The 25,053-nt window shown below is 71.5% G+C and carries 35 protein-coding genes; 14 read left to right on the forward strand and 21 right to left on the reverse strand.

Features of this window, described 5'->3' with window-relative positions; translation table 11 throughout:
- Positions 1–284: 284 nt before the first annotated feature.
- The gene (locus ACFXMG_RS38030; protein WP_384338911.1) at positions 285–968 is read left to right on the forward strand and encodes a plasmid partition protein; all 684 of its coding nucleotides are present in this window, start codon (positions 285–287) and stop codon (positions 966–968) included.
- On the forward strand, positions 965–1,852 hold the full coding sequence (locus ACFXMG_RS38035) for a hypothetical protein (RefSeq protein WP_384338913.1): 888 nt from the start codon (positions 965–967) through the stop codon (positions 1,850–1,852). The genes ACFXMG_RS38030 and ACFXMG_RS38035 overlap by 4 nt, the downstream gene beginning before the upstream one ends.
- 53 nt (positions 1,853–1,905) lie before the next feature.
- Here ACFXMG_RS38035 and ACFXMG_RS38040 read toward each other — a convergent pair whose 3' ends face one another.
- From ACFXMG_RS38040 to ACFXMG_RS38135, 20 genes are all read right to left on the reverse strand, one after another.
- Positions 1,906–2,160, reverse strand: coding sequence for a hypothetical protein (locus tag ACFXMG_RS38040; protein ID WP_384338915.1), 255 nt, complete (start codon positions 2,158–2,160; stop codon positions 1,906–1,908).
- 75 nt (positions 2,161–2,235) lie between these two features.
- Positions 2,236–2,553, reverse strand: a complete 318-nt coding sequence (locus ACFXMG_RS38045; RefSeq protein WP_384338917.1) for a hypothetical protein — start codon at positions 2,551–2,553, stop codon at positions 2,236–2,238.
- Positions 2,554–2,810: 257 nt separating this feature from the next.
- Positions 2,811–3,233: a hypothetical protein gene (locus ACFXMG_RS38050; protein WP_384338919.1), complete on the reverse strand. Its 423-nt coding sequence runs from the start codon at positions 3,231–3,233 to the stop codon at positions 2,811–2,813.
- A gap of 272 nt (positions 3,234–3,505) precedes the next feature.
- Positions 3,506–3,829, reverse strand: a complete 324-nt coding sequence (locus ACFXMG_RS38055; RefSeq protein ID WP_384338921.1) for a hypothetical protein — start codon at positions 3,827–3,829, stop codon at positions 3,506–3,508.
- Between the two features lie 204 nt (positions 3,830–4,033).
- The gene (locus tag ACFXMG_RS38060; protein ID WP_384338923.1) at positions 4,034–4,240 is read right to left on the reverse strand and encodes a hypothetical protein; all 207 of its coding nucleotides are present in this window, start codon (positions 4,238–4,240) and stop codon (positions 4,034–4,036) included.
- Between the two features lie 369 nt (positions 4,241–4,609).
- Positions 4,610–4,840 carry a pRL2-19 gene (locus ACFXMG_RS38065; protein ID WP_384338925.1) on the reverse strand — a complete coding sequence of 77 codons (231 nt, stop codon included), beginning with the start codon at positions 4,838–4,840 and terminating at the stop codon, positions 4,610–4,612.
- A gap of 80 nt (positions 4,841–4,920) precedes the next feature.
- Positions 4,921–6,627 (reverse strand): DUF2637 domain-containing protein, encoded by a 1,707-nt coding sequence (locus tag ACFXMG_RS38070; protein ID WP_384903475.1) that lies wholly within the window; start codon positions 6,625–6,627, stop codon positions 4,921–4,923.
- 284 nt (positions 6,628–6,911) lie between these two features.
- On the reverse strand, positions 6,912–7,271 hold the full coding sequence (locus ACFXMG_RS38075) for a hypothetical protein (RefSeq protein ID WP_384338929.1): 360 nt from the start codon (positions 7,269–7,271) through the stop codon (positions 6,912–6,914).
- Positions 7,272–7,274: 3 nt separating this feature from the next.
- Entirely contained in the window at positions 7,275–7,865 is a 591-nt protein-coding gene (locus tag ACFXMG_RS38080; protein WP_384338931.1) for a hypothetical protein, read from the reverse strand.
- A gap of 11 nt (positions 7,866–7,876) precedes the next feature.
- Complete coding sequence (locus ACFXMG_RS38085) at positions 7,877–8,080, reverse strand: hypothetical protein (protein WP_384338933.1); 204 nt, start codon at positions 8,078–8,080, stop codon at positions 7,877–7,879.
- 181 nt (positions 8,081–8,261) lie between these two features.
- Entirely contained in the window at positions 8,262–10,490 is a 2,229-nt protein-coding gene (locus tag ACFXMG_RS38090; protein ID WP_384338935.1) for an FtsK/SpoIIIE domain-containing protein, read from the reverse strand.
- A gap of 5 nt (positions 10,491–10,495) precedes the next feature.
- Positions 10,496–11,200 (reverse strand): hypothetical protein, encoded by a 705-nt coding sequence (locus ACFXMG_RS38095; protein WP_384338937.1) that lies wholly within the window; start codon positions 11,198–11,200, stop codon positions 10,496–10,498.
- Positions 11,197–11,490, reverse strand: a complete 294-nt coding sequence (locus tag ACFXMG_RS38100) for a hypothetical protein (protein ID WP_384338939.1) — start codon at positions 11,488–11,490, stop codon at positions 11,197–11,199. Before ACFXMG_RS38100 ends, ACFXMG_RS38095 begins: the two co-directional genes overlap by 4 nt.
- Complete coding sequence (locus tag ACFXMG_RS38105; protein ID WP_384338941.1) at positions 11,490–11,732, reverse strand: hypothetical protein; 243 nt, start codon at positions 11,730–11,732, stop codon at positions 11,490–11,492. The genes ACFXMG_RS38100 and ACFXMG_RS38105 overlap by 1 nt, the downstream gene beginning before the upstream one ends.
- Complete coding sequence (locus ACFXMG_RS38110) at positions 11,729–11,863, reverse strand: hypothetical protein (protein ID WP_384338943.1); 135 nt, start codon at positions 11,861–11,863, stop codon at positions 11,729–11,731. Before ACFXMG_RS38110 ends, ACFXMG_RS38105 begins: the two co-directional genes overlap by 4 nt.
- Before the next feature lie 176 nt (positions 11,864–12,039).
- A complete protein-coding gene (locus ACFXMG_RS38115; RefSeq protein WP_384338945.1) occupies positions 12,040–12,354 on the reverse strand; it encodes a hypothetical protein in 315 nt (104 codons plus the stop codon).
- Positions 12,355–12,401: 47 nt separating this feature from the next.
- Positions 12,402–12,548 (reverse strand): hypothetical protein, encoded by a 147-nt coding sequence (locus tag ACFXMG_RS38120; RefSeq protein WP_384338947.1) that lies wholly within the window; start codon positions 12,546–12,548, stop codon positions 12,402–12,404.
- Between the two features lie 24 nt (positions 12,549–12,572).
- Positions 12,573–12,752: a hypothetical protein gene (locus ACFXMG_RS38125; protein WP_384338949.1), complete on the reverse strand. Its 180-nt coding sequence runs from the start codon at positions 12,750–12,752 to the stop codon at positions 12,573–12,575.
- A 91-nt stretch (positions 12,753–12,843) separates the two neighbouring features.
- Positions 12,844–13,050 (reverse strand): hypothetical protein, encoded by a 207-nt coding sequence (locus tag ACFXMG_RS38130; protein WP_384338951.1) that lies wholly within the window; start codon positions 13,048–13,050, stop codon positions 12,844–12,846.
- Between the two features lie 88 nt (positions 13,051–13,138).
- Positions 13,139–13,723 carry a hypothetical protein gene (locus ACFXMG_RS38135; RefSeq protein ID WP_384338953.1) on the reverse strand — a complete coding sequence of 195 codons (585 nt, stop codon included), beginning with the start codon at positions 13,721–13,723 and terminating at the stop codon, positions 13,139–13,141.
- An 803-nt stretch (positions 13,724–14,526) separates the two neighbouring features.
- Here ACFXMG_RS38135 and ACFXMG_RS38140 point away from each other — a divergent pair.
- The 12 genes from ACFXMG_RS38140 to ACFXMG_RS38195 all read left to right on the forward strand — a co-directional run bounded on the left by ACFXMG_RS38140 (position 14,527) and on the right by ACFXMG_RS38195 (position 23,912).
- Positions 14,527–15,249: a GntR family transcriptional regulator gene (locus tag ACFXMG_RS38140; protein WP_384338954.1), complete on the forward strand. Its 723-nt coding sequence runs from the start codon at positions 14,527–14,529 to the stop codon at positions 15,247–15,249.
- A 381-nt stretch (positions 15,250–15,630) separates the two neighbouring features.
- Positions 15,631–16,005 carry a hypothetical protein gene (locus ACFXMG_RS38145; RefSeq protein WP_384338956.1) on the forward strand — a complete coding sequence of 125 codons (375 nt, stop codon included), beginning with the start codon at positions 15,631–15,633 and terminating at the stop codon, positions 16,003–16,005.
- Between the two features lie 86 nt (positions 16,006–16,091).
- Entirely contained in the window at positions 16,092–17,084 is a 993-nt protein-coding gene (locus ACFXMG_RS38150; protein WP_384338958.1) for a hypothetical protein, read from the forward strand.
- A 76-nt stretch (positions 17,085–17,160) separates the two neighbouring features.
- Positions 17,161–18,534 (forward strand): replicative DNA helicase, encoded by a 1,374-nt coding sequence (locus tag ACFXMG_RS38155; protein WP_384338959.1) that lies wholly within the window; start codon positions 17,161–17,163, stop codon positions 18,532–18,534.
- A 193-nt stretch (positions 18,535–18,727) separates the two neighbouring features.
- Positions 18,728–19,018, forward strand: coding sequence for a helix-turn-helix domain-containing protein (locus tag ACFXMG_RS38160; RefSeq protein ID WP_384338961.1), 291 nt, complete (start codon positions 18,728–18,730; stop codon positions 19,016–19,018).
- Between the two features lie 175 nt (positions 19,019–19,193).
- On the forward strand, positions 19,194–19,664 hold the full coding sequence (locus ACFXMG_RS38165; protein WP_384338963.1) for a Pycsar system effector family protein: 471 nt from the start codon (positions 19,194–19,196) through the stop codon (positions 19,662–19,664).
- A gap of 324 nt (positions 19,665–19,988) precedes the next feature.
- Positions 19,989–20,123, forward strand: a complete 135-nt coding sequence (locus tag ACFXMG_RS38170) for a hypothetical protein (protein ID WP_384338965.1) — start codon at positions 19,989–19,991, stop codon at positions 20,121–20,123.
- A gap of 99 nt (positions 20,124–20,222) precedes the next feature.
- Positions 20,223–20,399 (forward strand): hypothetical protein, encoded by a 177-nt coding sequence (locus tag ACFXMG_RS38175; RefSeq protein ID WP_384338967.1) that lies wholly within the window; start codon positions 20,223–20,225, stop codon positions 20,397–20,399.
- A 100-nt stretch (positions 20,400–20,499) separates the two neighbouring features.
- Positions 20,500–21,048, forward strand: a complete 549-nt coding sequence (locus tag ACFXMG_RS38180) for a DUF6919 domain-containing protein (protein WP_384338969.1) — start codon at positions 20,500–20,502, stop codon at positions 21,046–21,048.
- A gap of 273 nt (positions 21,049–21,321) precedes the next feature.
- Positions 21,322–22,539: a hypothetical protein gene (locus tag ACFXMG_RS38185; RefSeq protein ID WP_384338971.1), complete on the forward strand. Its 1,218-nt coding sequence runs from the start codon at positions 21,322–21,324 to the stop codon at positions 22,537–22,539.
- Between the two features lie 304 nt (positions 22,540–22,843).
- Positions 22,844–23,194, forward strand: a complete 351-nt coding sequence (locus tag ACFXMG_RS38190; RefSeq protein WP_384338973.1) for a hypothetical protein — start codon at positions 22,844–22,846, stop codon at positions 23,192–23,194.
- A gap of 154 nt (positions 23,195–23,348) precedes the next feature.
- Entirely contained in the window at positions 23,349–23,912 is a 564-nt protein-coding gene (locus ACFXMG_RS38195) for a hypothetical protein (RefSeq protein WP_384338975.1), read from the forward strand.
- Between the two features lie 81 nt (positions 23,913–23,993).
- Here ACFXMG_RS38195 and ACFXMG_RS38200 read toward each other — a convergent pair whose 3' ends face one another.
- Complete coding sequence (locus ACFXMG_RS38200) at positions 23,994–24,782, reverse strand: hypothetical protein (protein ID WP_384338977.1); 789 nt, start codon at positions 24,780–24,782, stop codon at positions 23,994–23,996.
- Between the last annotated feature and the right edge of the window lie 271 nt (positions 24,783–25,053).

The following is a 25,053-nucleotide window of genomic DNA, read 5'->3' on the forward strand; positions in this document are numbered from 1 at the left end:
CTGTCACAAACAGTGCAGTAGCCCATCTTCGCTGACACGAACTAGCGTCGACTCAGCTTCAGTGACAACTGACCCAAGATCGCTGTCACGCATCAGCCTCTATGGCGGTGGGCTTCTTCACGCCCACAGCATCATGTCCAGCGATTAGACATGTACAGCCATTGGACATAGAGAGGCTGAAAGTGGGTGCAGACGGCCGAGTTTCGCCCGGTGCATTCTCCGGCGCGCGCGCCTGCCACCCCTCCAGTCCCCTCCGGCGAAGGGCGCGCAGCTAGGCTGCCCGCATGCTGATCGCCTTCCTCAAGCCAAGGACCATGGGGGGCACCACCTGCTCCGGTCTGCTGACGTACGCCCTGGAACGGGCGGGGTACCCGGTCGCCGCGTTCGACGCGGACGAGTCGCTCCAGCTCCTCGCCTGGCAGCGGCAGGCACCCGACTTCCCGTGCGAGGTGGTGCGGGCGGACACGCCGGCCTTCGCCGAGACCGTCTACCCGGAGATGGACCCCCGGAGGGTGGCGGTGGTCGACACGGGGCACGCCGAGAACCATCCGGAGATCGCGGACAGTGTCCTTGAGGTGGCAGATTTGGTGATCCTCGTGATCTCCCCCACCGAGCCTGACTACACCCGCCTGACCAAGCCGGCGAAGGGGGTGCCGCTGGCAAAGATGATCAAGCGGTCGGCTTCGCTGCGGGACTCCGGGGAGGCGCCTCCCACGGTCGCTCTGCTGAACCGCTGCAACAGCTCCTCGACCAAGCCGGGGGAGTACGCCGCGCTGCTGCGCGACGGCGGGACGGAGGGCACTCTCCCCAAGTGGGATGTGCTCACCACCCGGATTCCGCTGCACGTCGGCATCGCGAACGCGGTGGGCGCCCCCTGCGACCGGCGGGACAGGAAGGCCCCGTTCGACGAGCTGGTGACCGAACTGCGCGCCCGCAAGCTGCTGCCCGCCCCGGAGGCACTCGCGTGAGCACTGTCGAGAACGCGGGCTACACCCCGCGTGAGGAGCGGGCGCAGGCATTCGTCCCCGAACTCCTCCCGCCTCCCCTGGAAGTCGAAGACGCCGAAGGGCCCCTGTCCCCGAAGGAGCAGCAGTACCTGAAGCGCGCCCACATGGCCCGTGATCACCACGGGAATGCCCAGTGGATGCGCGGCAAGGCCCTTGCGGCTGTCTTCAGCCGGCGGCTTTACCGCGGCGAGGAGGGGACGCGGACGCGTCAGGAGTACCTCGATGACGAGTGGGACGGCCTGAGCGAGACGGCCGCCTACCGGGAGATCGAGGAGTGGCCGCTGGCCGCACAGATCGCGGCGACGTTCGGCCGCGCGGTCCCCAGCACCCACGTTCAAGCCCTGCTCGGCGTCGCCGGGTCTCTCGGCATTGAGCCGGTCGCCGAGGCGTACACAGGGCTGCGGCGCTACGGGAAGACGACCCGGCAGCGGGTGACCGCCGGAGTGGTGGAGAACCTCGCCGACTTCCTCGGCGCCGGCCGCGCGCTCCCGGCTCCATCGGAACCGGCCGCCATCGGATCCGGCGGCGAGGCCCACACGAAGGCGGACGAGGAGGCGGCACCGCAGCCGGAGCCGGAGCTGGACAGCCTGTTCTCGGCCCGGCAGCTCCCCGGCCCGAGGAAGGCTGCGAAGAAGAGGCGCACGAAGGATGCGGTGGAGCCGTCCGAGGTCATTCCCAAATCCGGGAATGAAGGCGGGTGGTCCATGAGCGAGGAGCAGATCGACCGGCTGAGCAAGTGGATCGTGACCGCGGCAGCGGGGTCCGGAACTTCCCCTGACAGCGTGTTCGAGACCATCCTTGAGCTCCTCGCCGGCACACCGACCAGCAAGACCTCACAGGGGTGAACCGACGCCGAAGGGCGCCATTCCCAAATTTGGGAATGGCGCCCTTCGGCGTCTTACGGGACGTCACCCTCCCAGTGCCAGCGGTAGAGCGCGGCCGGGCCCGGCCCGTGCAGCGCGCGCCCTCCGGGGCCGTAGAGGCCGGCCTCCGTGAGGAGCGCGGCCCCGTCGGCGAGGTCGGTCTCGGGGGAGCCGGTGACATCGAGGAGCTGTCCGTCCAGGGGGCCGCCGATCAGCTCGGCGTAGGTCCGTCCGGGCTGCGGCCCGGGGTCGTCGTGGTCGCTGCCGCAGACGCGGGGTCTGGTGCTCATGCCGTGAGCCTCCCCGAACGCCCTCCGGTACCGGCCGCGTTCGGGGAAAGCGGCCCCGTCCGGGACGGGGCCGGCTCACGGGGTGCAGCAGGGGAAGGACGCTGCGGGGCCGGCGGCCGGTGCCGGCGGCGGGACGCAGGGGACGGGCGGGGCCGGGGGTGGGGTGAGGTAGGCGGCGGCCCCCAGGCCGAGGGTGGCGGCCCCGCTGAAGGCGAGGGCGCCGGCCGCCACGGAGTCGAGCGGACCGGCCCCGAGGAGGGACCATCCGATGCCGGCGCCGAGCCCGGCGACACAGGCGGCGAGAGCGACGACGACGAGCGCGACAACGCGGACGAGCGGCAGCCGGGGCGGGGCGGCAGGGTGCTGGGCGGGGGCGTGGGCGTGCGGTGTCATCTCGGGCTCTCCTGTCAGTGCCGGCCGTGGCGCCGGCTCGGTAGGGCCCCGGCCGTCCGGGGAGGGCAGGAGCATGAAGGAGCGGCCTCCTAGCCCCGCAACCCCCTTCTCCGGCCCGTCGTCCTGGCCCATTCCAAAATTTTGGAATGGGCCAGGACGACAGGCCGGGAACGCGAAAAGGGCGGCACCCGGGGTGGGTGCCGCCCTTCGGTCCGGGTCAGCGGTGCGAGGTGCAGGAGGCCCTGCCGGGAGGTGCGTCACCAGTCCTGAGAAGCGGCAGGGGTGCCGTAGCCCTCATGGTGGTGGCTGGTGAAGCACTGCCGGCAGAGCAGCGTGCGGCAGATCCGGCACGAGGTCTCCGCGGCACTCGCGCACCGAGTGCACGTGTCCGGGACGGCCGGGCCGATGTCCGCGGGAATCCCGACTTCGGTGTGCGGGTCGAAGCTGGAACTGTAGGGCTCGCGGGCGGCCACGAAGACGGGTTCGCGCAGGAGGCGGCCCATCGGGATCCGGCTTCCGATCCGGAGGTCGGTGCCGTCCGGGCCGAGGGCGAACCAGCTCAAAGGGGCTTCGTCGGGGGTCGCTTCGGCGTAGGTGCGGTGGAGGGTCGCCCCCTCCGGGATGCCCAGGTCGGGCAGTTCTTCCCGGAGGCGGGCGACGAGACGGTCACTGATGCGCATGCCAGTTCCTACTTCGCGTCGCAGCGGGGGCAGAAGGTGTACAGGTGCGCGTACTTGGACGCTTGGTGCTCGGCCTTCGTGCGGAAGTCGTATCCGTTGCCGTACCGCCAGGGCCGGAAGCTCTTGTTGCAGACCGCCCGGCCGTCCTCGGTGGCTTCGGTGAACTTGTGGAGCAGCCTGCGGTGGCTCGCCAGCGTCCACGGGGCGCGGTCCTCGGTGGTGTCCTCGTCGGGGGCGTCGACCAGGACGAGACGGACGCGGCGCCCGTCCTTCTAGTCGATGGCGTAGTCCGTGCGGCTGATGCTCGACATGGTGCGGACGGTCTTCTTCGTCTCGCCCATCTGGGCGGCTTCGATCTCGGCCAGGCCGTCCTGTCGGCCGATCGCGGTGACGGTGCTGATCTCCCATGCCGGGTGGTAGCCCTCGCCGCCCTCATCCTCCAGGTACTCGACGGTGTAGATGATGGTCAGCTTGCCGTCCCAGAGGCCCGTGCGGGAGTGGGTGACCTTGCCGTACAGGCCGGCGGCGGTGACCCGGGTCAGGAAGGGCAGCTTCTCGGTGCCGTTGGTCTCGGTGCGTTCGTAGATCTTGCTCATGTTGGCCTCCCTCGTCGGCGTTACGCCAACCATATTGGCCAACCTTGATAGGCGATGTCAATACGGTTGGCCAACTTGGTTGGCCAACCGGGCGAGATCGAGCCCCCTGGGTACTTCCTTCCTGTTCGGCAGGGCCATCAGGGGCAGCCGGCGACGGCGGTCGGCTCACCCCCCAGAGGTTCACCCGTGCGCCCCGGAGGATGGCTATGCGCCGGCTTCGGCGGCGCGGGCGATCTTGCGGAGGGTCTCGCGGGAGTAGTCGGTGACCCGCTGGATCTCGACTTGCTTGATGCCCGCATCGGCGCTGGCGGCGGCAATGAGGGCGTGCGCGGCTGCGCGCTTGGCATCCGCGGCCTCCTCGGCCTGGCGGAGCTCGGTCATGGCGGCGGCGATCTCGTCAAGGATGCTCATCCTTCCATGATGCCACTTCAATTGGCCAATCACGATAGGCCAACCATGTTTGACGCAGGTTGCGGTGCAGCCGAGGGGCGGCCGTCGGGCGCCTCGGCGGCCACAGGCAGGCCGCAAGGGCAAGGACAGGACCAGGCGGTTAAGAGGCGGGAAGGAGGGGCTTCCCACCCGGACACGGTCATGGCGCCGGCCGGGTGCGGCTCGTCCGTCCGGACAGGGCACGAGCATGAAGGAGCGGCCACCTAGCCCCACAACCCCCTCTCCTGGACCTCGCCCTGGTCCATTCCAAAATTTTGGAATGGAGCGCCCAGCGGGCCTGGAACACAGAAAAGGGCGGCACCCGGGGTGGGTGCCGCCCTTCGGTGTGGGTCAGCGGTGCTCGATGCCGGCGGCGTCGCCGGGCGGGCGGGGGACGACGGAGAGCCGCACCCGGCCGTCGGCAAGGGGGTCGAGCTGTACGGCGTGGAAGGTCCCTGCGGCGTCGCCCAGCGCGTCGGTCTCGAAAGCCGAGTCGGGCAGGTCCATGGATCCGCCGTGGTGCATCAGGACGGCGAGCAGCATGGCGTGGGACATCTCCGCGGGATCGGGGAGGTGGGTCACGTGGGGCTCCTGTCTGAGACGGGCCCGGCCCGCCGCCGCAGGGTGCGGTGGCGGGCCGGAGTGGGCAGGGCGGGGGCGGGTCAGCCGGTGTAGCCGCCGGCGATGAGGTCCATGGCGGCGTCACGGCGGCGGCCGGCCACGGAGGTACTGACGCCCAGCGCCTCCTCGATCTGCACCAGGGGGACGCGCAGCTTGTCGATCTGTGCGGGGCGCTCCTCCTCGGGGAGCGCGTAGTGGGCGGTGAGGATCATGCGGGCGACCTTCCGGTCGGCGCGCTCGCCAACTCCCATGTGGGCGATGTCCTCGGCCTCCACCGCGGCCTGCTCCCGGCGGGCGGCCTCCTCGCGGAGCCGGGCCGCTGCGGCGAGGTCCTCGGCGGTTTCCCGCTCCAGGCGGGCCTTCTCTGCCGCGCGCACGGTGCGCTCTCCCTCCGCGGCTTCCTCTTCCCTCTGCGCCGCGGCGGCTTCCGCCTTCGCGCGGCGGTCGGCTTCGGCGGCTTCCGCCCGCGCAATCGCGGCCTTCTTCTCCTCCTCGGCGGCAAGCCTCTCGGCGGTCTTCTTCTGGGCGAGGGCGCGGGCGGTGTCGGCCTCGGCCGCGGCCTCCCGGGCCGTCTTCTCCGCGGCTTCCTCCCGCGCGGCGTCGGCTTCCCGGCGCTTGAGATCACGCTCCCCCTCGCGGGCCTGATACTCCGCCTGCTGGCGTGTGGCCTCCGCCGCGAGGGTCGCGGTCTGGGCAGCGGTGTCGGCTTCGACGAGCGCGAGGGCCTTGGCGGTCTTGGCACCGGCCTCGGCCGCGGCGGTCTCCACCTCGATGTCGAACCCGGCCCGGGTGACCTTGGCGGCGATCCGATCTTCGCGGATCGCCGCGTCCGCGTCGTGTTCCTTGGCATCCAGCTCGCGGTCCCGCTTCGCGGCTTCGGCGGCGGCCTTGCGGGCGGCCTCGGCGGCGGCGCGCTGGTCGGCGGCTTCCTGCTGGAGGCGGGGCTGGTCCAGGGCTTCCTCCACTGACAGGCCGTACTCGATCATCCGGAAGGGCAGCAGGGCGGCGGCGCCGGCCTGCTTCTTCCACTGCCTGCCGTGGGTGTGCCGGAGCCATGCCTCATACACGTCCAGTTCGCGGTCGAGCTTGACCATCCGCTTGTAACTGGAGATGCCGCGCAGCCGCATCCGGCGGTAGGTCACCCACGCCGACCAGGGTGATAGCAGCCAACGGTGGAGCGGCACCTGGTCCGTCTCGGTGCGGTGGGTGAGGTGCTGGAGACGGATGACAAGGTGCCTGGCGGTTTCGACAGCAGCTACGAACAGGAGCGGAAGGATGGCGTGCATCCCGGCGGCGAGCGGGTCGGCAGTGATCGGCCCCTCGGGCGCGGCCGCGTTGAAGACGATGGTCGCGGCGGTGAGGACGTGGGCGATCAGGCGGGGCAGCGCCTTGGGCATCCGCAGCCAGGCCAGCAGGAGGTCCAGCCCGTACATGCCGACGATTCCGGCATCAACGCCGATCGGGAAGAACTTGGCGAACCACCCGAAGTGGTTCTGTTCGGCAAGGGTGCGCAGGGCCTCGTACGAGCCGGTGAAGCCGATCGCGGCGACGACGACAGCCGCCACGATGGAGACGCGGATGACCCATCGCATGGCGCGCTGCGACATCCGCCGGGGCGGCTCGGCCGGCGCGGCGGGATCCTTCTTGCCGTCAGGGGGAGCCGTCCCGGTGGCGGGGGGAGCGGCGGCGCGTGCGGAGGGCACGGCGGCGGTGGGCCGGGGGCCGGCGGTGGGCTGAGCGGTCGTCATGACGTCCTGCATGGAGGCAGTCTCCCCCGGGTCGGTGGCGGTGGGGGCACCGGCCCCTGCCGTGGGGGGAGCGGGGTCGGGCGCGAAGGGCACAGTACGCGCCTCGGTGGGAGGAGGACTCGCGGCGGGGGAATCGCCCTGGCCGGGGCTTCTCCGGGTGGGCGAGGGGTAGGTTTCGAGCTGCGTCACGGGGACCTCCGTGTCGTAGGACGGGGCCGGGAGTTCGTACCTCCTGGCCCCGTCCGCGTGTGCGGGGCGGGTCGGGCGGGTCGGGCGGGGCGGGGTCAGGCGGGCGGGTCGAGGCCGAGGAGGCCGTAGGGGAAGGGCTCGCGGCCGGTTTCGACGCGGTAGGCGCGCAGCCAGCACCAGACGAACGGGAACCGGGGGGCGCCGAGGGCCCGGAGGGCGAGGGCACGGTGGTGGCCGTCGCTCACGTACACCTCGCGGGTGCGGTCGTCGACGCCGAGGAGGATGGGGACCTCCAGGCCCCGTCGGGGGATCGTGGCCAGCAGGTCCGCCATGATCCGGCGGTCCCGCTCGTGCCGGGCGAACAGCCGCTCCACGCCGGCCCAGCGGGCGTGCTCGGTGGGCCGGATCGCGGTATCGGTGAGGAGCCGGGTGGGCATCCAGCCGCGGCAGCGCACGGGTCACCTCCCCTTCGTGAGGTTGCGGGCGAACATCCCGCGGGCCGTCGTGTTCGTGGTCGAGGTGGTCGTCTGGGTGACCGGGCCCGCGTAGGTGTGGTGGTGCGTCACGGGGCCGGCCTGGGCGGCGGCCTGGCCCACGCGGCGGACCAGGCGGGCGAGGGCGGCGACGACGGCGACGGGGGCGCCGGCGGCGAGGGCGAGGGTGACGGGACTGACCCCGGCGAGCGCCCACAGGGCGAAGCCGGTTCCCCCTCCGGCCATCAGGACGCCGGCGCCGCCCGCGAGCATGACCACGGAGGCGTCGGTGGCGCGCTTGGACATCGGGGGCCGGCCGGGCTGGACGACGGGGAGGGCGTCGCCGACGGCCGGGACCGGGGAGGGGTCGCGGTACGCCGTCAGCCCGAGGACGGGCGGCTGGGCGGCGGCTCCCTCTGCGGCCTCGGGGCCGTGTGCGGCGGTGGTCACGGGGGTGCCGGGAGCGGCGGCCGCGCTGGCGGCCACGGCCTCCTCCACGGCGGCGATCAGGTCGGCGGCGACGGCGGACGGGGCGGGGGCCGAAGGCGCCCCGGACGGCGTGGTGTTCGATTTCATCGGGTCCTCCTTCACGGGCGTGCGGGGCGGATGGTGGTCCATCCGGTGGCGGTGCGGCGCAGGTCGAATCCGGGGCCGGCGATCCGGCCGGCGGCGGGCAGCACGTTCCCGATGCCGAGGGCTTCGATCTGGGTCAGGAGGAGGCTGACCTGGGCGGCGAGGGCGGCGGCCTGCTGCTCCTTGCGGCGCAGCTCCTCGGAGCGTCCGGTGTACATGAGCGTCCTTACGGTGAGTGAACGTCAGGGAGGGCGTCAGGGGCCGTTCTTGACAGTCACAGGGGCAGTGTCATGGGTTTCACCAGCGGAAATCTGTGACTCTTCTTTAGGCCCCCCGGCCGTCCGACAGTCAGGAGTCAGGGCGGCCCCTGACTGTCGGACGGTGACGGTGAGTGAGGCTCTACGCGGGCTGGAGCGGGGAGTGGAGGATGACGTAGGAGCCGTGACCGTCCTTCTGGAGCAGGCCGTCCTCCACCATCTTCTTGAGCAGGCCCTGGAGCCACGGGCGCTTGCGGCCGGCTGCGACGGTGGCCGGGCCGAGGTCGGCCGGAGAGAACTCCAGCCGCCCGGCACGCACCCATCCGTCGATCTCCGTGTAGAGGATGTGGCGGGCCTGCTCCGGGCTGACGGGCTCCGTCTGTTCGAACTCCATGCCGGTGTCGTCGTCGGTGTCCGGAACGTCGTCGTCCAGACCCAGGTGGGCGTAGTCGGCGTCCGGCTCGGGGTCGCCGGGAATCGCGCCCAGCACCTCCTCGTAGGCGTCCTCGATCTCCATCTGAGCGGCCACGGACAGCTCGTCCATCTCGTCGTCCTCGTCGTCCTCGAACGGGTGGGGGGAGCCCGGTGCGGCCGCAGGGGAATCGGCAGCCGGGGCCGGGGGAGCGGTGGCCGGGGCGGGGGGAGCGGCCCAGTCGGCCGGGTCCGGGGCGGGGGAGCCGAAGACTGCGCCGATGGAGGAGAGCCACTGCATGGCCCGCTCGGCCGTCTCGGCGGCGCCCGCCGTGGTCCGGTTGGTGCCGCGGTGGGAGCGCTGGGCGTAGGTCTGGCCGAGCGCGGCCGCCGTCGTCTCGTCCAGCGGGTCACGGTAGGGGGAAGCGGCGTCGATCAGGGCGGTGAGGATGGAGCGGTTGGTGAGGGAGGACCGGGCCTCCGTCGTCCATCGCTCCTGGGGGATGCCCATGCCGGTGGCGTAGCCGTAGCCGGGCCGGTCCGATCCCCAGTCGGGTACGGCGCCGGCTTCCACGACTCGGTCCGGGAGGCAGAAGCCCGCGTCGCCGGCGTCGTCCACGCCCATGCAGATGGAGCCCTGGAGGTTGGCCCGGACGTCGGTGGAGAGGTTGGTCCAGGTGGCGCGCTGGAGGCTGATGCCGAGCCAGATGCCGACCGACCGGGCAGCGCGGGCGATGCGGTCGAGCTCGTCGAAGTCCGCGATGTCGGCCGCTTCCTCGGCCCACACCAGCAGGGCGTTGAGGGAGGAGTCGGGGGTCCACTGGTCCAGGCCCTCGGAGGCCAGGACGTCGCCGCGTGCCTTGATCGCGGCGGGCAGGGACTTCAGCAGCCGCTTGGCTTCCTTCGGGTCCTGCACGAGGTAGTCGATGCCGCGGGAGATGTGCCCCACGGTCTGCTCGCCCTTGGACAGGTCGATCAGGAAGATCGACATCTTGCGGCGGGTGGCGAGGTGCGTCAGGAGCGTGCGCAGCAGCTCCGACTTGCCGGCGCCGGTCACGCCCATCACGAGGACGTGCTGGAGGATCCGCGCGGAGAACGGATCGATCCACCAGTGCTCACCGTCGGCGTAACGGCCCAGGACGATGGGGTGGGTGGGCATCAGGCCGAGCGCATCCGGCATCTGGAACGGCACGCCGGCCTTGAGGAGGTCGGCGACGCGCACGCTGATCGTGCCGCGTGAGGCGTCCTCCGGGTCAGGGGTGACGATCACCCCGGACGGCGGGACCTGAAGGGCGGCGGCGACGGCCGGGGCCGTGGACTGCACCGCGGCGATCGTGCTGCCCGGCGCCACCTCCAGCACCGCCTTGACGGTGCCCTTCCCGGTGCCCTCGGCGTTCTTGACGCTGACCTTCTCCCAGCCGATCGCCGAGGCGAGCTTGGCGAGCGTCCCCCCGCCCTCGTTGACGCTCTCCTCCGGGTCCGCTCCCGGCGAGTTCGTCATGAGCTGGCGCGCGTTCCAGCTCGCCGCGAGGAGCGCGCCGCCGATCAGCCACAGGTCCAGGACCGGCGACCCGAACGGACCGGCGGCGGTCGCGCAGGTCAGCCACCCCATGGAGGCGGCGACCGTCGCAGTGGCCTGCGCCCGGCGGGCCCGGCGGAACTTCGTGCTGCCGCCGCTGCTCTTCCAGACGACGGCAGAGAGGGCCGCACCGCCGATCGCGATCGATGCCGACGCCAGACCGGCCGACAGCGGCTCGTCCCCCCACATGGAGTTCGTCGCCCACCCGGCCAGCGGCGGCAGCGCCGCCGCCGCGATCCACGGCGGCGTGTACGGGACGGTCTTGCCCAGGGCGTGCGAACCGATGGCCCGCAGCACGCTCTTGCCCGCGGCGACCAGCTCGGAGCCGGCGGCCGGGGCCGCCGCCGCGTCAGCGGCGGCGGACTCGGACTTCTTCCCCATGGCTTCTACTCCTCACCGATCGTGAACGACTTCTTCTTGGGCGTCTCGCCGCGGGCACGCTGCTTGGCCTCGCGCTCCGGCGCCACGAAGTGCCTGTCGAACGCGTGCGCGGTCTTGAGGGCGGCGACGCCGAGGGCCCTGGCGGCCTCCGCCCCGACCCGCAGGTGCGCGGCGACCAGGCGGGCGCGGACGCGGTTTGAGGCGCCGAAGTGGTACCACTTGCCCTTGTAGGTCGACAGGACGCCCTGCACCTCCTCGGCGCGCATGCCGAGGATGAGGTGGAGCTCCCGGCCCAGCCTGTTGATGGCCCGGCACAGGTTCACGATGTCCTTGTCCGAGCGCAGCTCGATCCGCTCGACCAGGTGGATCATCCGGTCGCCCTGGTGACGGTCACCGGCACCAGGCGCCGGCGCCCGCCCGCCACCGTTGCCGCCACCGTTGCCGTTGCCGCCGCCGATGTTCACGTTGATCGGGGGGATGAACCCGCTCGCCGCCGCACCGGCGAAACCACCCGCCGCCGCGCCGACGGCCGAGGCCGCCCGCGTCGTCCGCGACCGGCCCGACGGGGCCGCCTGCGGCTGGGACTGGGGCGGCTGCGCCGACATCGGCGGCACCACCTGCGGCTGCGGCTGCGGCTGCGAGGGGACGGCCGACAGGCCGCCCTGCGCGTCAGAGGCCCAGTCGTACGGGCCCGGAGAGGTCGTGCTCATCGCTGGGTCTCCTCGTGGTCGTCGTGCAGGGTGATCCGGCCGAACCAGGCCGGGGTGGAGATGTGGTCCAGCTCGATGTCCGGGTCGCCGGACGCCTCAACCGCGTCCGCGGCCCGCTCGATCAGCTCGTGCGCCGCCATGTACCGCGCGGTCGCGAGGGCGGCGTACACGTCGCCGGGCGACATCCGGGTCCGCGTCGCGAGCCGGACCGCGAGGCCGGCCACCCGCGCCAGCCGCGCCACGGCGGCCGCCGCACGGTCGACCAGGAGGATGCGCGTCTGTCCGTGCATCACGGCCTCCAGGTGAAGGCCAGGGCGGCGTACACGCCGACGGTGGTGCCGTGCAGGGCCACGACTTTCAGCAAAGACCCGTCCGGGGTGGTCAGCGGGGCACTGTCCGCGCCCTCGGTGATCACCACCGGCGTGAAGCCCGCCACGGTGTTCGCGCCGATCAGGCGGTGCGCCTCGGCCTCGCTCACCACGTGCTCGTACACAGGCGAGCCGAGACCGAAGAAGATGTGAGTGACCTTCACCGGTCGCCTCCCGCCGGCTCGTCCGCCTCACGGCGGCTGCGCCAGTACAGCTCCACGGACTGGCCGGTGATCGCGATGCCGATCGTCAGCACCGTCAGCAGGCGCTCCCGCGCCTCACGCTCGCCGCTCACCGGGCACCGCCCGCCTGCGCCAGCGCCTCCGCCAGCCGCGCCGCCGACTCGCCCGACCGCTGTCCGAAGTGGATCATTCGCTACTCCTTCTTCTACTGTGAGAGCGCCGCCGCCGGACCCCCGCACCCTTCATGTGCGGGAGCCCGGCGGCGGTTTCTGTGTCGAGCGGCAGGGGGTCAGCCGCGCTGCTGCGGCAGGTGGCCCCGTACCTCGGTGGTGCCGGTGGGGTCCTGCGTGGGCGGGACGTACGGCGCCCACGGCGCGACCGGCGCGTCGAGGTCGTCGCGGTCCAGCGACCAGTGCGTGACGTTGGCGTCGGCCCACCACGGGTCGCTGCCGGCCAGCTCCGCGCGCACGATCTGGTAGATCTCGAAACGGCCCTGGCCGGGCTCGACGTTGACCGTGCTGGACCAGGTCTGCACCTCCATGTCGCCACTCGGGGCCGGCGCCTGGAGCGTCAGGACGAAGTGATAGAGCGTCGTGTTGGCCACGGGTTCCTCCGTAGTTGTGTGGGGTGTGGTCTGTCGGTCAGGTGGTGTCAGTCGTCGGTGACGGTGACGGTGACGCTGGCGATGTGGTCCGCCTGGAAGGGGAGCGACTCGTACTCGCGAGCGATGGTCGGGTCGCTGACGGTGATCTCGGTGACCGTGCCGTCGGACTGAGTGACCGTGATGTGCTGGGCCATGGCGTGCTCCGTTCTCGGGGGGTGTTACCGCTGGTTGAGGTGGTTGTTCCATGCCTCCTGGAGGCGGGACAGCCGTGCGAACAGCGGCTCTCCCGTCGCGCAGGGCGCTTCGGCCGTGCAGGTGCAGCCGGCCGCGTGCTCGCTCCAGATGTCGAACGCACCCATGTACTTGAGGTACAGGGGGTTCTGGCGGGGCGTGGTCACTTCTTGTGGCTCCCCGAGCGGCGGTTCGCGTCCGCGACCTTGTCGGACAGCTCCTTGCGCTGCTCGTCGGTGAGGCTGAGGATCATTGCGGTCACCGGCCCGTCATCTGCGCGAGCCTGCGGCGGGCCTTGCGGCCGGCGTACGCGGCGCGGCGGTCTCCGTCGGCGGTGAGGTGCCGGACGAGCGAGTGGAGCGCGGTGACGTCGTCGGGCTCGAAGCCGCGGCGGTTGTCCTCGCGCTCGATGTCGTCGATGACGCCGGCACTCGGCCGGGGGATCGGTCGTGCGATGCTGATCATGGGTCCTCCACACAGGACTCAGACGGCCCCGGGGTTGCGCCCCCGGGGCCGTCACTGTTCGGGGCGGGCGGGTGCCCGCCCCCGGGGTCTACTTCGCGGTGGCGCCGCTGACCGGGAGCTGCTGAACGCGCCACTGGACGTCCCGCGCCGGGGGCAGCGCCTCTCCCGGCCTGTGCTGGGTCCACCCGTTGGGCGCGGCGCCCTCGGCCTCCGCCGCCGCCTCCGCGTCCTCCTGGGCGATGTGCAGGCTGTGCAACTCGCCCTTCTGGAAGAGCGCGAACACGCGGGACAGCGCCGACTTCTTCCGTGCGACCCGCAGCAGCGCGCGCAGGACGACGCGGTCCTCGGCGTCGAGGAGGACCTGGGCGCGGGCCGCCTCGGCCTCGCCCAGGGCGGCGTCGGCCGCCGCCCTCGCGTCGTCCCGTTCGGCGGTGATCTGGCGGATCACCGCGTGGAGTCCCTCGTACTGCTCGTCGGTCTCCGCCTGCGCCTCACTCAGCCGCGCGGCCAGCGTCTCGACGTCGCCCTCGAAACGGATCGCCGCGTCGGTCGCCAGTTCCTCGCCCAGCTGCGCCGCGTCGAGCGCTCCGGCCGCCGCCGCGGCCTCGTCCCGCAAGCGCTCCACCTCCTCCTCCAGGGCGCGGAGCCGGTTGGTGGTGATGAGCTGGATCACTGGGGTGCCTCCTGGTCGGATCGGTGCTGCGGGCACTCGCACGCGGGCCAGATCAGGGGGTTCACGGCGGGAATCTCTCGATCCTCGGTGAGCCACACCGTGGTCTGCGGGCCATAGCTCCGGCCACCGTCCCGGCTGACGCGGAACCATATGGCCGGCCTCTCCGGCTGCTGCTTCCGAACCTCGTTGTTCATCTCGCTCGCACCTCCCATCTCTGGTGAGGCGGCTGTCGTACTGCCGCCGGCGCCCCGTCCCGGAATCGCACCGGGGGTTCTCTCTACGGGGCCCGCGATATTCGCCCTCTGCACTGCGCGTTCGGGTGCGTGTCCGCCCGTGAGGACGGCATGACACAAGGTGCGTGCGTTGGTGTCCGCGCAGCAGGGCCGGCTTGTCGCCGATGCCTGTCCCGCACCTCGCCTGCGGGCTGACGGTCCGCACCTCGCCTGCGGACTGGGCCGGTTAGCCAGAGGACTCGCCCGTGACACCCCCTTGCTGTAGGACGTGTCGGCTTGTCGTAGCGCCGGAAACTCTCGTTTCAGTTGAAAAGGTGCGTTCGCTTCCTTTCAGGCCGCATCGCGACCCTTCCGGGCGAAAGTGCCGCTGAGCTGCATTTCTCCAGGTCAGCGAACAGAGCAGCGACTCCGACCGTTTGGCCCGGCGGGCTGCCCTGGAATCAATGTAGAGCACTAGCGCCACGTTGCGCTAGTGCTAGCGCTAGGTGTCGCTGTGGCTTAGTCTTCTGAGTACAGCGCTGCACTCGACTGCGAGAGCAGCACCGAGTCATGGAGAGGAGAGGACTGGAAATGGCTCATTCGGTGGGATACGCGCAGATCGCAGCGCACTTCCGTCAGCAGATCCAGGACGGCGACTTGCAGCCGGGCGCCACCATGCCCTCTATGCGAGAAGTCGCAGAGCGGTTCAATGTGGCTCAAACCACCGTGAACCGAGCTTTCAAGGTGCTTAAGGGAGAAGGGCTGACGCTTCCGAAGGCCGGAGTAGGCACGGTGGTAGCGGGCCCGAGTAGCACCAGCATCGCCACACGTGTGGCGCTCCACGCCAGCACTGGCTCTGCGCTCGCGCGCGGAGAGACCTCCCGGATTCTGGAGGTCGGCACCGTCGGCGCGGACGAGCTGGTAGCACCGCGGCTTGACGTGCCCCCGGGCACGCCGGTTCACGTCCGTCGGCGAGTGGTCAGTCGCGGCGGGGTCCCGGTACACCTCAGCAGCAGCTTCTACCCCGCGTACGTCGTGGCTGCGACACCTGAGCTTGCCGAGCCTGTCTCCACAGGCGCGTCCCGTGAGCTGGCCGCCGAGCGCCTGGGCGTCCCTCAGGACCGCCTGCTGGAGGAGGTCACCTCACGTATCGCTACGGGGGCCGAGAAGGCGGCTCTGGGGCTAACGATCGATCCCGCGCCTGTGACTCAGGTGATCCGCACTGTGCACCTGGCAGACGAGCGGGTCGTAGAGGTCGCGGTAAAGGTCGTCGGTGGAGCTACTCCGCTGCTCTACCCGTCCTCACTGCGGTAAGGCACGTAAACCACAACAGGCCCCGCGCTAGCGGGGCCTGACGGGGGTCGATTCGGGGTTGCCGCCCCGAGACCGCGAAGCACACGAGATGAGTGGAGGTGCGCTCTCCTTGAGCGTACGAGATGTACAGCGCAGCACGCCACACCGCCCCGTCCGGTCCTGCTCATCAGCGGATGCCGCTGCGCCAAGCGGACGAGGACCGCGGGGGCTCCGGCCCACCAGCGCGAAGCCTCCCGGATCGGGACTGTCACGTTTGAGCCTCTACGACTCCTTGCGTGGGTGGACCGGCGGATCGGCCACCGGCAAGACGGAATGCGGAGTGTTCGCCGTGATGGACGGAGCAGCGCTCATGCAGGCTCACTGCCGGACCGAGGAGGTCCGGTGAATCGCCAGAACAGACTGCCGGACGACAGGTTCGCCAATGCCGTCTTCGTGCGCGGCGAGGAGCCTGTCGAGGACCTGGTTGTGCGTCTCGACCGCATCGGCAGCGGGCTGACCTCTCCACTGGACTATCCGGTGATGCTGCACGCCATGGTGGTGCTGGAGGAATGGCAGCGGTGGGGTGGGGAGCCCCGAAGGCGGGGTGATCCGGAGCCGGAGTTCAGCGAGTCGGTTGTGCTGCGGCGGCTGGAGGCGGCCGGGGTGGCCTGGCCGGGGGGGCGCCGGATCACGGTGGAGGAAGTCCGTGAATCCTTGTGCCGCCTGGCGGCGGCCGGTGCCGTGCGGGGCCTTCGCGTGCAAGGCGGTGCCCTGTGACCGGGGACCTTCTTCAGGAGCCTGGTTCGGCTCGGATCACTGGGCGGGCGCCGGCGCTTCGTCCGTCGGTACCGCTGTATCGCCACATGCTCTACGGCTCCGGCTTGAGTCATCAATTGGACTTCCTGGTTCTCAACCACATCCACTACATGTGCGAGGACGGCAAGACCTTCTCTGTGGACGAGCTGGTCGCGGTGCTGCGCCGTGAGGGCATCCGGAGCGCGAACGGCAAGGGGCTGATCGGCAGCAAGGCGGTCTACGAGTCGGTCGCGCGGCTGAGGGCCGGCGGCTGGCTCCACCGGGCGCAGGAGAACGGCGGGAACTTCGGTTCCGTCGAGTACACGTTCTACGAGTTCCCCGCCACGAACCCCTACTGGACCCCTCCGGAGACATCCGATTCGGACGGGAATGACCCGGTTCCCTTGTCAGGAGAAGCGGGTACAACCCTACTTGCAAGTAACAGCATTCCCGCAGGTCAGACCGCTTCTCCTGACAAGGCACGCGCTGACAAGGCACGCGCTGACAGGCGAAGCGGAAGACAAGACATTTCCGCAGGTCAGACCGCTTCTCCTGACAGGCGAAGCGGAAGGCCGTCCCCCCCACACCCCCCGGAGGAGGTAACTACCTCCTCCTCCCCCAACCCCCTCACGGGCACCACCGGTCACACGTCGGTGCCGTCACAGCGGGAGGAGGGGGAGGGGGCTGGCTGCGCCGAGGAAGACCTGCGAGCCGCCGCCGAGGTGCTGGAGCTGTTGCCCGACCCGTGGACCCAGGGCCGGCCGAACGCCCGCCGACTCGCTCCGAAGCTGCTTCGGGTGATGGGCGAGCAGGGCTGGCCGAGCATCCACACCGTCGACAAGGGGCTGCTGACGCAGCAGCTCACGAAAAACCCGGTGCGGATCACGAACCCGTACCGACTGCTGGAGCGGGACCGGATCCCGAACCTGCCCCGCTACGCGGTCGTGGCCGCCGCCGCGGCGGCGTCATCCGCCTCCGGCGGGGCGTCCCCGGACGGGATGTGCCCGCAGCACCCGCAGTACCGCTCGGGGAGCCGTTGCATCCCCTGCACCATGGCCTGACGCACGAAGGCGGGCCGGACCGTTGCAGCGGTCCGACCCGCAGGCCCTGCCCGACTCACCCGAACAGGAGCACCCATTGTCCAGCACGGACACCGATCTCGACCTCCCCGACCAGCGGTCCGACGACCTCCGCCAGGGCTCTGGGCTCATGCGCACGCCCCCGCGAAGCAAGGAGGCCGAACAGGCGGCCCTCGGCACGCTGATGAACAGCCACGGGGCGTCCGCGAGGTTCTTCGGGGAGACCCTGGAGACCGGCATCACGGCGGAGGAGTACTACTGGCCGGCCCACGCGACCATCCACCAGGCGATTCTCGGGGTGCGCGGGGCCGGGGCCCCGGTGGACCCCATCACCGTGGCCGAGGAGCTGACCCAGCACGGGGAGCTGAACCGGGTCGGGGGCGCCTCGTACCTGCACACCTGCGTGCAGGCCGTGCCCTCCCCCGCGAGCGGGCCCCGCTACGCCCAGATCGTCCGAGCGAAGGCGTACCGCCGGCGGGCGATCGAGGCCGCGCAGAAGATCCTCCAGTACGCCTACAGCGAGGAGGGCGACGAAGAGGACGTGCGCGCCCTCGTCGAGCAGGAGCTGACCGCGATCGTGGCCGACATCCCCGGCCTGACCGCCGAACCGCCGACCGTGGACGCCCTCTACCTCGACTACGTGGCGGAGCTGGAGGGCGTCCAGAACGGCAGGCAGATGGGCCTGCCCTACGGGATCTCCGACCTCGACGCGGTCACCTCCGGCATGCACCCGGGCAACGTCACCGTGATCGCCGCGCAGTCCGGCGTCGGCAAGTCCACTCTCGCCCTGAACGCGGCGACGGCGGCGGCCAAGACCGGGGCCCGGGTGATGTTCTCGTCCCTGGAGATGAGCCATGGAGAGCTGATGAACAAGCTCGTTGCTGCCGAGGGCAAGATCCCCATGCACTACCTGACCCGGCAGGGCGGGCTGAAGGCCGAGCACTGGGCCGAGGTCGAGCGGCTGGGCCGCGAGTTGTTCAGGAAGCTGCCAATGCGAATCCACCGCCCGGACAGTGCGTCCCTGGCCGACATCGAGGCTGCGGCCCGCGCCTGCGTGCGCGCGGACGGCCTGGACGTCCTGGTGGTGGACTACCTCCAGCTGGTGGAGGTCCAGCAGGCCCGCCACATCACCCGCGAACAGGCAGTCGCCGCCGTCTCTCGCGGTTTGAAGAACCTGTCCGTCAGCCTGAACTGCCACATCATCGCCCTGTCGCAGCTCAACGACGACGGCCTGATGCGCGAATCGAGGAGCATCAAGAACGACGCCTCGGTGGTCATCTGCGTGGTCCGCCCCGACATGGACGAGCCGGAGTCCCCCCGCGCCGGCGAGGTCGACCTCGTGGTCGAGAAGAACAGGTTCGGGCCCCGGGCCACGGTGACCGCTGCCGCACAGATGCACTACAGCCGCATCACGGACATGAATCAGAGCTGACCCAGGAAGCCGCCTGTGCGGCGATCTCCCGGCCCCGCGCCCCCGCCCGGGTCTCGTTGATCATCCGGGGGCCGGAACGGGCCTCAAATCGCCGCATGGCGCCCTGTGGTTCGGCGAATACGGCTCCGCAGGTGCATCACCGCAGGTCACGCCCACCTATGAGCCCAGCGCATAGGTTATGAGGGAGACTCATATGCCCAGTTCAGAGCACCACTTGCGGCTCACCGTCGCAGCGCTCCTGTTCGCCACGGGGGAGACCCAGGCCGATCTTGCGGAGGGCCTCGCCCTGACGCAGGGGCAGGTCTCGCGCAAGCAGTCCGGCCGGGCGTCCTGGACGCTCGCCGACCTCGACCGGCTCGCCGCCCACTACGGCATCCCCGCGTCCGATCTGCTGTGCGGGCCGGACCGGGCCCTGTCTCGGCTCCCCGCTGCCCGTCGCGCCGCCACCCTCGGCGGCACCCAGACCGTGATCACCCCCAACTAACCCAGGAAGCCGCCTATGTGGCGATCTGGCGGCCCTGGGGTCCTGGATGACTCTCCATGGTCATCCGGGGTGCTGATCCCGCCCCAGATCGCCGTACAGCCCTTCCGCTTCACTCAGCGCGTCCGTGCGGGCCGACCGCCCGCGCGCCCCTCGACCTGCCCGGAAGGACCCCGCCGTGACCACGACGACCACGTCCACGCCCGCGCCGGACCGCACTTCGGCCGTGCTCGACGCCGCCCTCGCCCACACCACCGCCGAGATCGGCCGCACCGACACGAAGGCCGGTTTGCTCCTGACCCTCGACGGGCTCCTGGTCGCCGGGCTCAGCCTCGCCGGGACCGACCTCGCCGGCCTCTCCCTCGTCCTCGCCGTCCTCGCCGCGACCGCGCTCGTCGGCAGCGTCGTCCTGGCGCTCCTCGTTATCCGCCCCCGCCTCGCCCGGGGATCCGAGGACCGCACCGGCTTCATTTACCTCGCCGCCGCCGACCCGGCCGCCGTCACCGAGGCCCTCGCCGCGGACCACCGCGTGGTCCAGCTCCAGGCCCTCGCCCGCATCGCCCTGGCCAAGATGAAGCTGCTGCGCCTCGCCGGCGACGTGTCCCTTGTCGCGGTCGCCGTGACCGCCGCCGCGATCCTCACCCGCTGACCCGCACCTCGCCCTGTGGGGCGCCGCAGCCCAGGCCGGTGGCGGGCTGCGGCGCACCTGGGGTGAGGTGCGGGTATGGCCTGTACGGGGAGTCCCCGCCGGGTGGAGGGGCGCTGCGCGGCTGCGTGTTCGGCGTCCACCGCTGTTTCGGCCGGGCGCAGTTCGCCCATGGTGGCCGCGATCCCGTTTCTCTCTCGACACCTCCAGTTGGCCAATAGTGGTAGGCCAATCACGCTTGACATGCCAACTGAGGTTGGCATAAACTGTGATCACAGCCGAGGGGGAGACCCCGAGGGAACAACTCAACAGTGAGGGGAGGTACTTGTGACCCCTGGAGAGATCAGCGTGATCATCGGCTCCATCTCCGCGACGCTCTCGGCGGCGAGCATCCTGCTCAGCATCCGACGCGGAGGAAAGCCCAAGCGGAAGTCCCGGCAGGGGCGCCACCGCAAGCGCTGACAGACAGGGGCCCGGAGATGCTGACGACAACTCCGGGCCCCGCCCTCCAGGGTCCCCCGGCACCTTCCCGCACCGCAACCCACCAAGGAAGGAGAAACCATGACGAACACGCTCCGCGCGTCCGTCGGCGCGCTCGCGGTCTGCGCCGTGGCGCTCGCCGTGGCGACCGTCCGCCGGCATGACGCCGGCTGGCTCGTGCCCGCCCTGTGGATCGCCTGGCCGGCCTGGGCCGCCCTCGCGGCCGCCACCGCCCGGCTCATCCGCCGGCAGGCGTAGCCCGGCGCCCCCGCCCGCAGGCGTTTCTGCGGGCGGGGGCGCCCCCGTTCTGCGTGCCGCCCGCGGCCTGCTCTCCTTCCTCTCCTCCCAGGAGCCCCGCATGATGACATCCCCGTGGCGTACCGCTCGATCGATCCCTGACCTCGGCCGGTTCATGGCCCTGTGGCTGGAAGGCCGGCTTCCCCAATGGCCGGGCTACGGAGCCGAGTTCGGCTACGAGGAGAGCGGCACCGGCCACCTCGTCGCCCCTCTCGCCGCCGCGAACCGGAGCGGCTTCCTCACCACCCTGAGCCAGCCCGCTGCCGACGGACGGGGGGCCGACGGCGCGCACTGGCGCCAGCGGGCCTTCGTCAGCGGCACCGTGCGGGCCCGGTCCCCGCTGCTGGCCCGCCTGCCCGCGCTGGAGCGGGAGGGCCTGACCGTGATCGTCGGCCGCCCGCCGGAGCCGGTGGCCCTGACCGACCGGGACGGGGAGCCCACGCTGGTGCTCGGCCCATGGCGGCCGGGCCGCGACCACCTCGCCCACGAGTGGGCGGGCACCGGTCGGCGCGCGCTGCGGGAGCTGCGCCGCGGCACGACCGTGCACGTCTTCGACCCTGTGTGGGGCCGGGATGACCGCCTGTGGCCTGCGCTGGCCCTCCTTGCCTGATTCCCGGCGACCGTACGGCGAAGGGCGGCACCTCCGGGAGGGTGCCGCCCTTCGCCGTGCCGGGCTCCAGTGCCGGCGCCGCCCGGGCCTGCACGAATGTGCGACAGGGTCGTATGGGTGTGCGGGTCGGGCGGAGGGTTCCGGCCGATGGGCCGCCGGAACAAGTCGAAAGTGCTTCACTTTAGTGGAACCACTTTCAATTCATGAAGGTTGACTGTCACTCTGAAATAACTTGCAGAGCTGCCGGCTCTGCCGGACGGAAGGGACGTCACGATGACCACCACCGCGACCAGGAGCACGAGCGGAACCCCGGCAAGCACCGTGAAGCTGGTGCCGCTGCCGGAAGGCTGGGAGCCCCCGGCCGGCTGGAAGCGCACTGCGTCCGACGTCCGCGACGGCTACCGGGCCCGGATCGTCTTCGTCCTCGACATCAGGGCACGCGAGCTGTCGGCTCACCCGGTCGGCCAGGACGCCCAGGGGGAGGAGGACCCGGGCCACGAGGTGTTCGTCTCCGAGATGCGCGCGGGGGTGGTGCCGCCGCTGCTGCGCGTCGGGGGCCTGCACCTGTCAACGTCGGCGGACCTCGCCCGGCCGGAGCGAGTGGCCGCGCTGATGGAGGAACTGGCCCCGCTGGCCGGGGAGATCCTGGACAACCTGCTGCCGGTACCCGGCGGGCCGGGCTGGGACTGGACGGTCCGCGCGGCCGACGCCCTCGACCGGGCCCGACACCTCGCCGACCGCTACCCCTACCGCGGCACCGAGCACGACTACCCCTACGGCGGGACCCATGGCGTCGACGCCGCCGCGCTGTTCAGCGCCCTGCCCGGCCTGATCGACCCGGCGTGGAGGGACGCGACGGACCACCAGATCCAGGGGGCGGCCCTGGACTTCGACCTCCACCGGGTGAAGGAGATGCCGCAGGACCTCGTCCGGGTGGCCCTCGCGAGCGGGACCCTGCCCGGCCCGGGGGAGGAGGAACTGCGTGCCGCGCGGGTCTACGGTCTGCGGGCCTGGCTCCACGGATACCGCCTGGACCAGGCGGGCGGCCTGACCCCGGTGGACGCCACCCGCTGGGACGGGGCCGCCCACCACGCCCTGCACGTCACCGACGACAGCACGGACGCCGAACTCACGGCCGCGGCCCGCCGGGCCGAGCAGGACGCCGCCGCCCGCGGGCTCAAGCTCATCGGCGCCGGCCGGTGGGTCGAGCAGCTCCGCGCAGACCGCCGCACCGCCGTGCGCGAGCAGCTCGCCGCCGTGCGCGACGAGATCGCGTCCCTGGAGGAGCGGCTGAAGCCTGCGCGCAAGAGGCGCACGGTGCTGGTCACCCGGATCCTGGGCTGGGAGGGGGAGCGGGACACGGACTCCGCGCTCGGCCGGGACGCGGGCCTGTCCCACACGGCCGTCCGCACCCTGCGCACCGCCCTGGAAGGCGAGGAGCAGCCCGGCCGCGACGAGGACGAAGGCCCGCTGGCCGGCATGTTCAGGTGACCCGGCCCCCGCAGGACCGGGGCCGCGCCCGCAGTGCGGGCAGGGCGGACCTCCCGGCGCCGTGAAGCCGCGCAGCGCCCGCAGTCATTCGACCTGACTGCGGGCGCCGCGCGTTCGAGGGTAGGGCCCGGGACGGATCCGGACGCGGCCGGGCACCCTCGCCGCGCCGTCGGGGAAACCGCCCGGTCCCGGCCCCGCCGTCCGCCGGGCGGCGCCCCGGCCGGGCTCGGGGCCGGGGGCGGGGCCGGGGGCGGGGCCGGGGGCGAGGCTGGCCCGGCAGAAGGGCCCCTGGTAGATGTGCGGGATGAGTCCGAGGATCAAGTGGCCCGTCATCATCGAGCGGGCGCGGGACATCGTCGAAGGGTACGACGACGGGGTGACCGTGCGGCAGGTCATGTACCGGCTCGTCGCCGCCGGGCTGGTGCCGAACTCCGCGCCGACCTACCGTCGGCTGTCCGCGCAGCTGGCCCAGGCCCGCAGGGACGGACGTTTTCCCGACCTGATCGACATGGTCCGCGAGGTGCACGTCCCGCCGTGCTGGCCGGACGCCGCCGCGTTCCGCGAGGAGATGGCCGGCTGGTTCCGCCTCGACCGCACCCGCGTCGTGCCGAGGCCACCCCGTCTGAGGAGGAGATCTCCCGCGTCCGGCGGCTGATCCGTCGCGTCACCGAGGAGGCCGACAAACTGACCGACGCCGAACGCGCCGAGATCCAGCAGGCTGCGGCCATGGTCCGCAAGACCCGCCAGGGCTTCCTCGGCATGCCCCGCATTCCCCAGCCGCTGCCCGACCTACGACCGGAGCGACCCGCATGACCCCGACCGACCCCGCCGTTCAGGCCATGCTGGAGGGCCGCCGGGCCGACACCGGCCGGCGCCGCCAGCGGGTCCTCGCCGCCCTGGCCGAGGCCGCGAAGGACGGCTCCGAGGTTAGCGTCGCGGCGATCGCCCGCCGCGTGGGCGTCGACCGCACCTTCCTCTACCACCACCGCGACTCGCTCGGGCAGATCCATGCGCAGGCCGCGGAGCCGCCCACAATCCCGGGCGTCCGGGGCCCGGCGGTCAGCCGGGCCTTGTTGCAGGCCGACCTGGCGGCAGCCGACGCCCGCACCGCCCGCCTCTCCGGACACACCCGGCGCCTCGAAGCCCGCCTCAGCGAGGTCCTGGGCGAACAGGTCTGGCGCGAGTCCGGTGTCGGCGGCCCAGACGACGCCGAACAGCTCCAGGCCCGGATCACCACCCTCGAACAACAGGTTGTCGACCTGGAGCTCACGCTCCAGGACCGCGACAACGACCTCGCCGCAGCCCGCGCGGCCAACCGCGAGCTCATGGCCCAGCTCAACCGCGGACGCGATGTGCCCGCTCATCCCGGGTGAAAGATTGGTCCGGAATAGGGTATACGGGACGACCAGCGGTTCCTGATCGGGCTGGCCGGCCGGACTCGGACTGGAGAGCCTTCAGCCGTTGTGGTCTTGCAGTTCGTTCGTACCGAGCACGTTCCTTGCGGCCTCGATGAATGACTGCCGCGCATCGCGGTAGGTGTTCCGGCGCGCAATGCGCTCCTCCCGCGCACTCCATAGACCCTCTCTGCGCGACTCATATTCGTGAGGGACCGCCGCGCTGTTGAGTAACTCTCGTACCTGGTCTCCCGCGAGACCGGGTACGGCATGCAGAGCTTCAATGAGCTCTGAGTACTGTGGCGGCGCCTCACGGCCCAAGCGCGCGTTCCACAGAGGCGGGTTGGTGGCCCGCAGCCGGGTGAGGGCTTCCTTCGCCCGCGCTGCCGCCGGGTCGCCTGCCTGGCATATCTCATCCAAGGTTCGCACTGCCCGCTCGGTCGAGGACCGCATCCGCGCTGTGTGGTACACCTGCCGCACTGCGCGGCCCAGGTCGGCAAGGACCTCGTCCATACCCGGCGGGAGGGCGAGTTCGGCCTCGGCGTGGACGAGACCGAATGCGTGATAGGCCCGCTCAACGTCTTCCCGCGCCTGCGCCGACCTGTAGAGCTGGTCTGTCGCCTCCACGAGCTCGGCAGCCGCCCGCAGGTAGGCCGTGAGGACTGTCCAGGAGCGTTCTCGTATCACCTGGCGCTGCGCGGCCTGAGCCGCTGTTTCGGCGGCGTCCCGCGCCGCCTGCGCCTGGGCATGGCCGCCGCGAGCCTGGATCTTGGCACCCAAGACAGTGCCCACGATGGTGCCGCACACACCTGTCGCTCCGATCAGAGCCACCGTTATATCCGTGTTCATGCCCGGCATCATCGTGCACGGCGGATGACCAAGGCGAGTGAACTCCGCCGAGTTTCCGTGTACCACACCTGTTGCAAGCGCTATGGTCGCTCCGACCGCTTCTGAGCTGCGAGAAGACGAACCGCACGCTCGCGGCGCCCCGGAGAATCTGCGGCGATTTCGACGCCTCGGGGACCGATATCGAGCGGGATTGGGTGCAGCGCACCGGCTGCTGGGAGCGGGTGGAACGGGTGCTGCTGACGCACGCCCAGGTGCGCGAGTACGGACTCCC

Origin of the sequence: Streptomyces sp. NPDC059201, assembly GCF_042754585.1 — a bacterium.
In the GTDB taxonomy this organism is placed as follows: Bacteria; Actinomycetota; Actinomycetes; order Streptomycetales; family Streptomycetaceae; genus Streptomyces.

Coding starts and splice junctions, on each gene's coding strand:
- ACFXMG_RS38030 (WP_384338911.1), top strand. CDS start 285: ATGCTGATCGCCTTCCTCAAGCCAAGGACCATGGGGGGCACCACCTGC.
- ACFXMG_RS38040 (WP_384338915.1), bottom strand. CDS start 2,160: ATGAGCACCAGACCCCGCGTCTGCGGCAGCGACCACGACGACCCCGGG.
- ACFXMG_RS38045 (WP_384338917.1), bottom strand. CDS start 2,553: ATGACACCGCACGCCCACGCCCCCGCCCAGCACCCTGCCGCCCCGCCC.
- ACFXMG_RS38050 (WP_384338919.1), bottom strand. CDS start 3,233: ATGCGCATCAGTGACCGTCTCGTCGCCCGCCTCCGGGAAGAACTGCCC.
- ACFXMG_RS38055 (WP_384338921.1), bottom strand. CDS start 3,829: ATGAGCAAGATCTACGAACGCACCGAGACCAACGGCACCGAGAAGCTG.
- ACFXMG_RS38060 (WP_384338923.1), bottom strand. CDS start 4,240: ATGAGCATCCTTGACGAGATCGCCGCCGCCATGACCGAGCTCCGCCAG.
- ACFXMG_RS38070 (WP_384903475.1), bottom strand. CDS start 6,627: ATGACGACCGCTCAGCCCACCGCCGGCCCCCGGCCCACCGCCGCCGTG.
- ACFXMG_RS38080 (WP_384338931.1), bottom strand. CDS start 7,865: ATGAAATCGAACACCACGCCGTCCGGGGCGCCTTCGGCCCCCGCCCCG.
- ACFXMG_RS38085 (WP_384338933.1), bottom strand. CDS start 8,080: ATGTACACCGGACGCTCCGAGGAGCTGCGCCGCAAGGAGCAGCAGGCC.
- ACFXMG_RS38090 (WP_384338935.1), bottom strand. CDS start 10,490: ATGGGGAAGAAGTCCGAGTCCGCCGCCGCTGACGCGGCGGCGGCCCCG.
- ACFXMG_RS38095 (WP_384338937.1), bottom strand. CDS start 11,200: ATGAGCACGACCTCTCCGGGCCCGTACGACTGGGCCTCTGACGCGCAG.
- ACFXMG_RS38100 (WP_384338939.1), bottom strand. CDS start 11,490: ATGCACGGACAGACGCGCATCCTCCTGGTCGACCGTGCGGCGGCCGCC.
- ACFXMG_RS38120 (WP_384338947.1), bottom strand. CDS start 12,548: ATGGCCCAGCACATCACGGTCACTCAGTCCGACGGCACGGTCACCGAG.
- ACFXMG_RS38130 (WP_384338951.1), bottom strand. CDS start 13,050: ATGATCAGCATCGCACGACCGATCCCCCGGCCGAGTGCCGGCGTCATC.
- ACFXMG_RS38140 (WP_384338954.1), top strand. CDS start 14,527: ATGGCTCATTCGGTGGGATACGCGCAGATCGCAGCGCACTTCCGTCAG.
- ACFXMG_RS38150 (WP_384338958.1), top strand. CDS start 16,092: ATGCTCTACGGCTCCGGCTTGAGTCATCAATTGGACTTCCTGGTTCTC.
- ACFXMG_RS38160 (WP_384338961.1), top strand. CDS start 18,728: ATGCCCAGTTCAGAGCACCACTTGCGGCTCACCGTCGCAGCGCTCCTG.
- ACFXMG_RS38175 (WP_384338967.1), top strand. CDS start 20,223: ATGACGAACACGCTCCGCGCGTCCGTCGGCGCGCTCGCGGTCTGCGCC.
- ACFXMG_RS38180 (WP_384338969.1), top strand. CDS start 20,500: ATGATGACATCCCCGTGGCGTACCGCTCGATCGATCCCTGACCTCGGC.
- ACFXMG_RS38185 (WP_384338971.1), top strand. CDS start 21,322: ATGACCACCACCGCGACCAGGAGCACGAGCGGAACCCCGGCAAGCACC.
- ACFXMG_RS38190 (WP_384338973.1), top strand. CDS start 22,844: ATGAGTCCGAGGATCAAGTGGCCCGTCATCATCGAGCGGGCGCGGGAC.
- ACFXMG_RS38195 (WP_384338975.1), top strand. CDS start 23,349: ATGACCCCGACCGACCCCGCCGTTCAGGCCATGCTGGAGGGCCGCCGG.
- ACFXMG_RS38200 (WP_384338977.1), bottom strand. CDS start 24,782: ATGAACACGGATATAACGGTGGCTCTGATCGGAGCGACAGGTGTGTGC.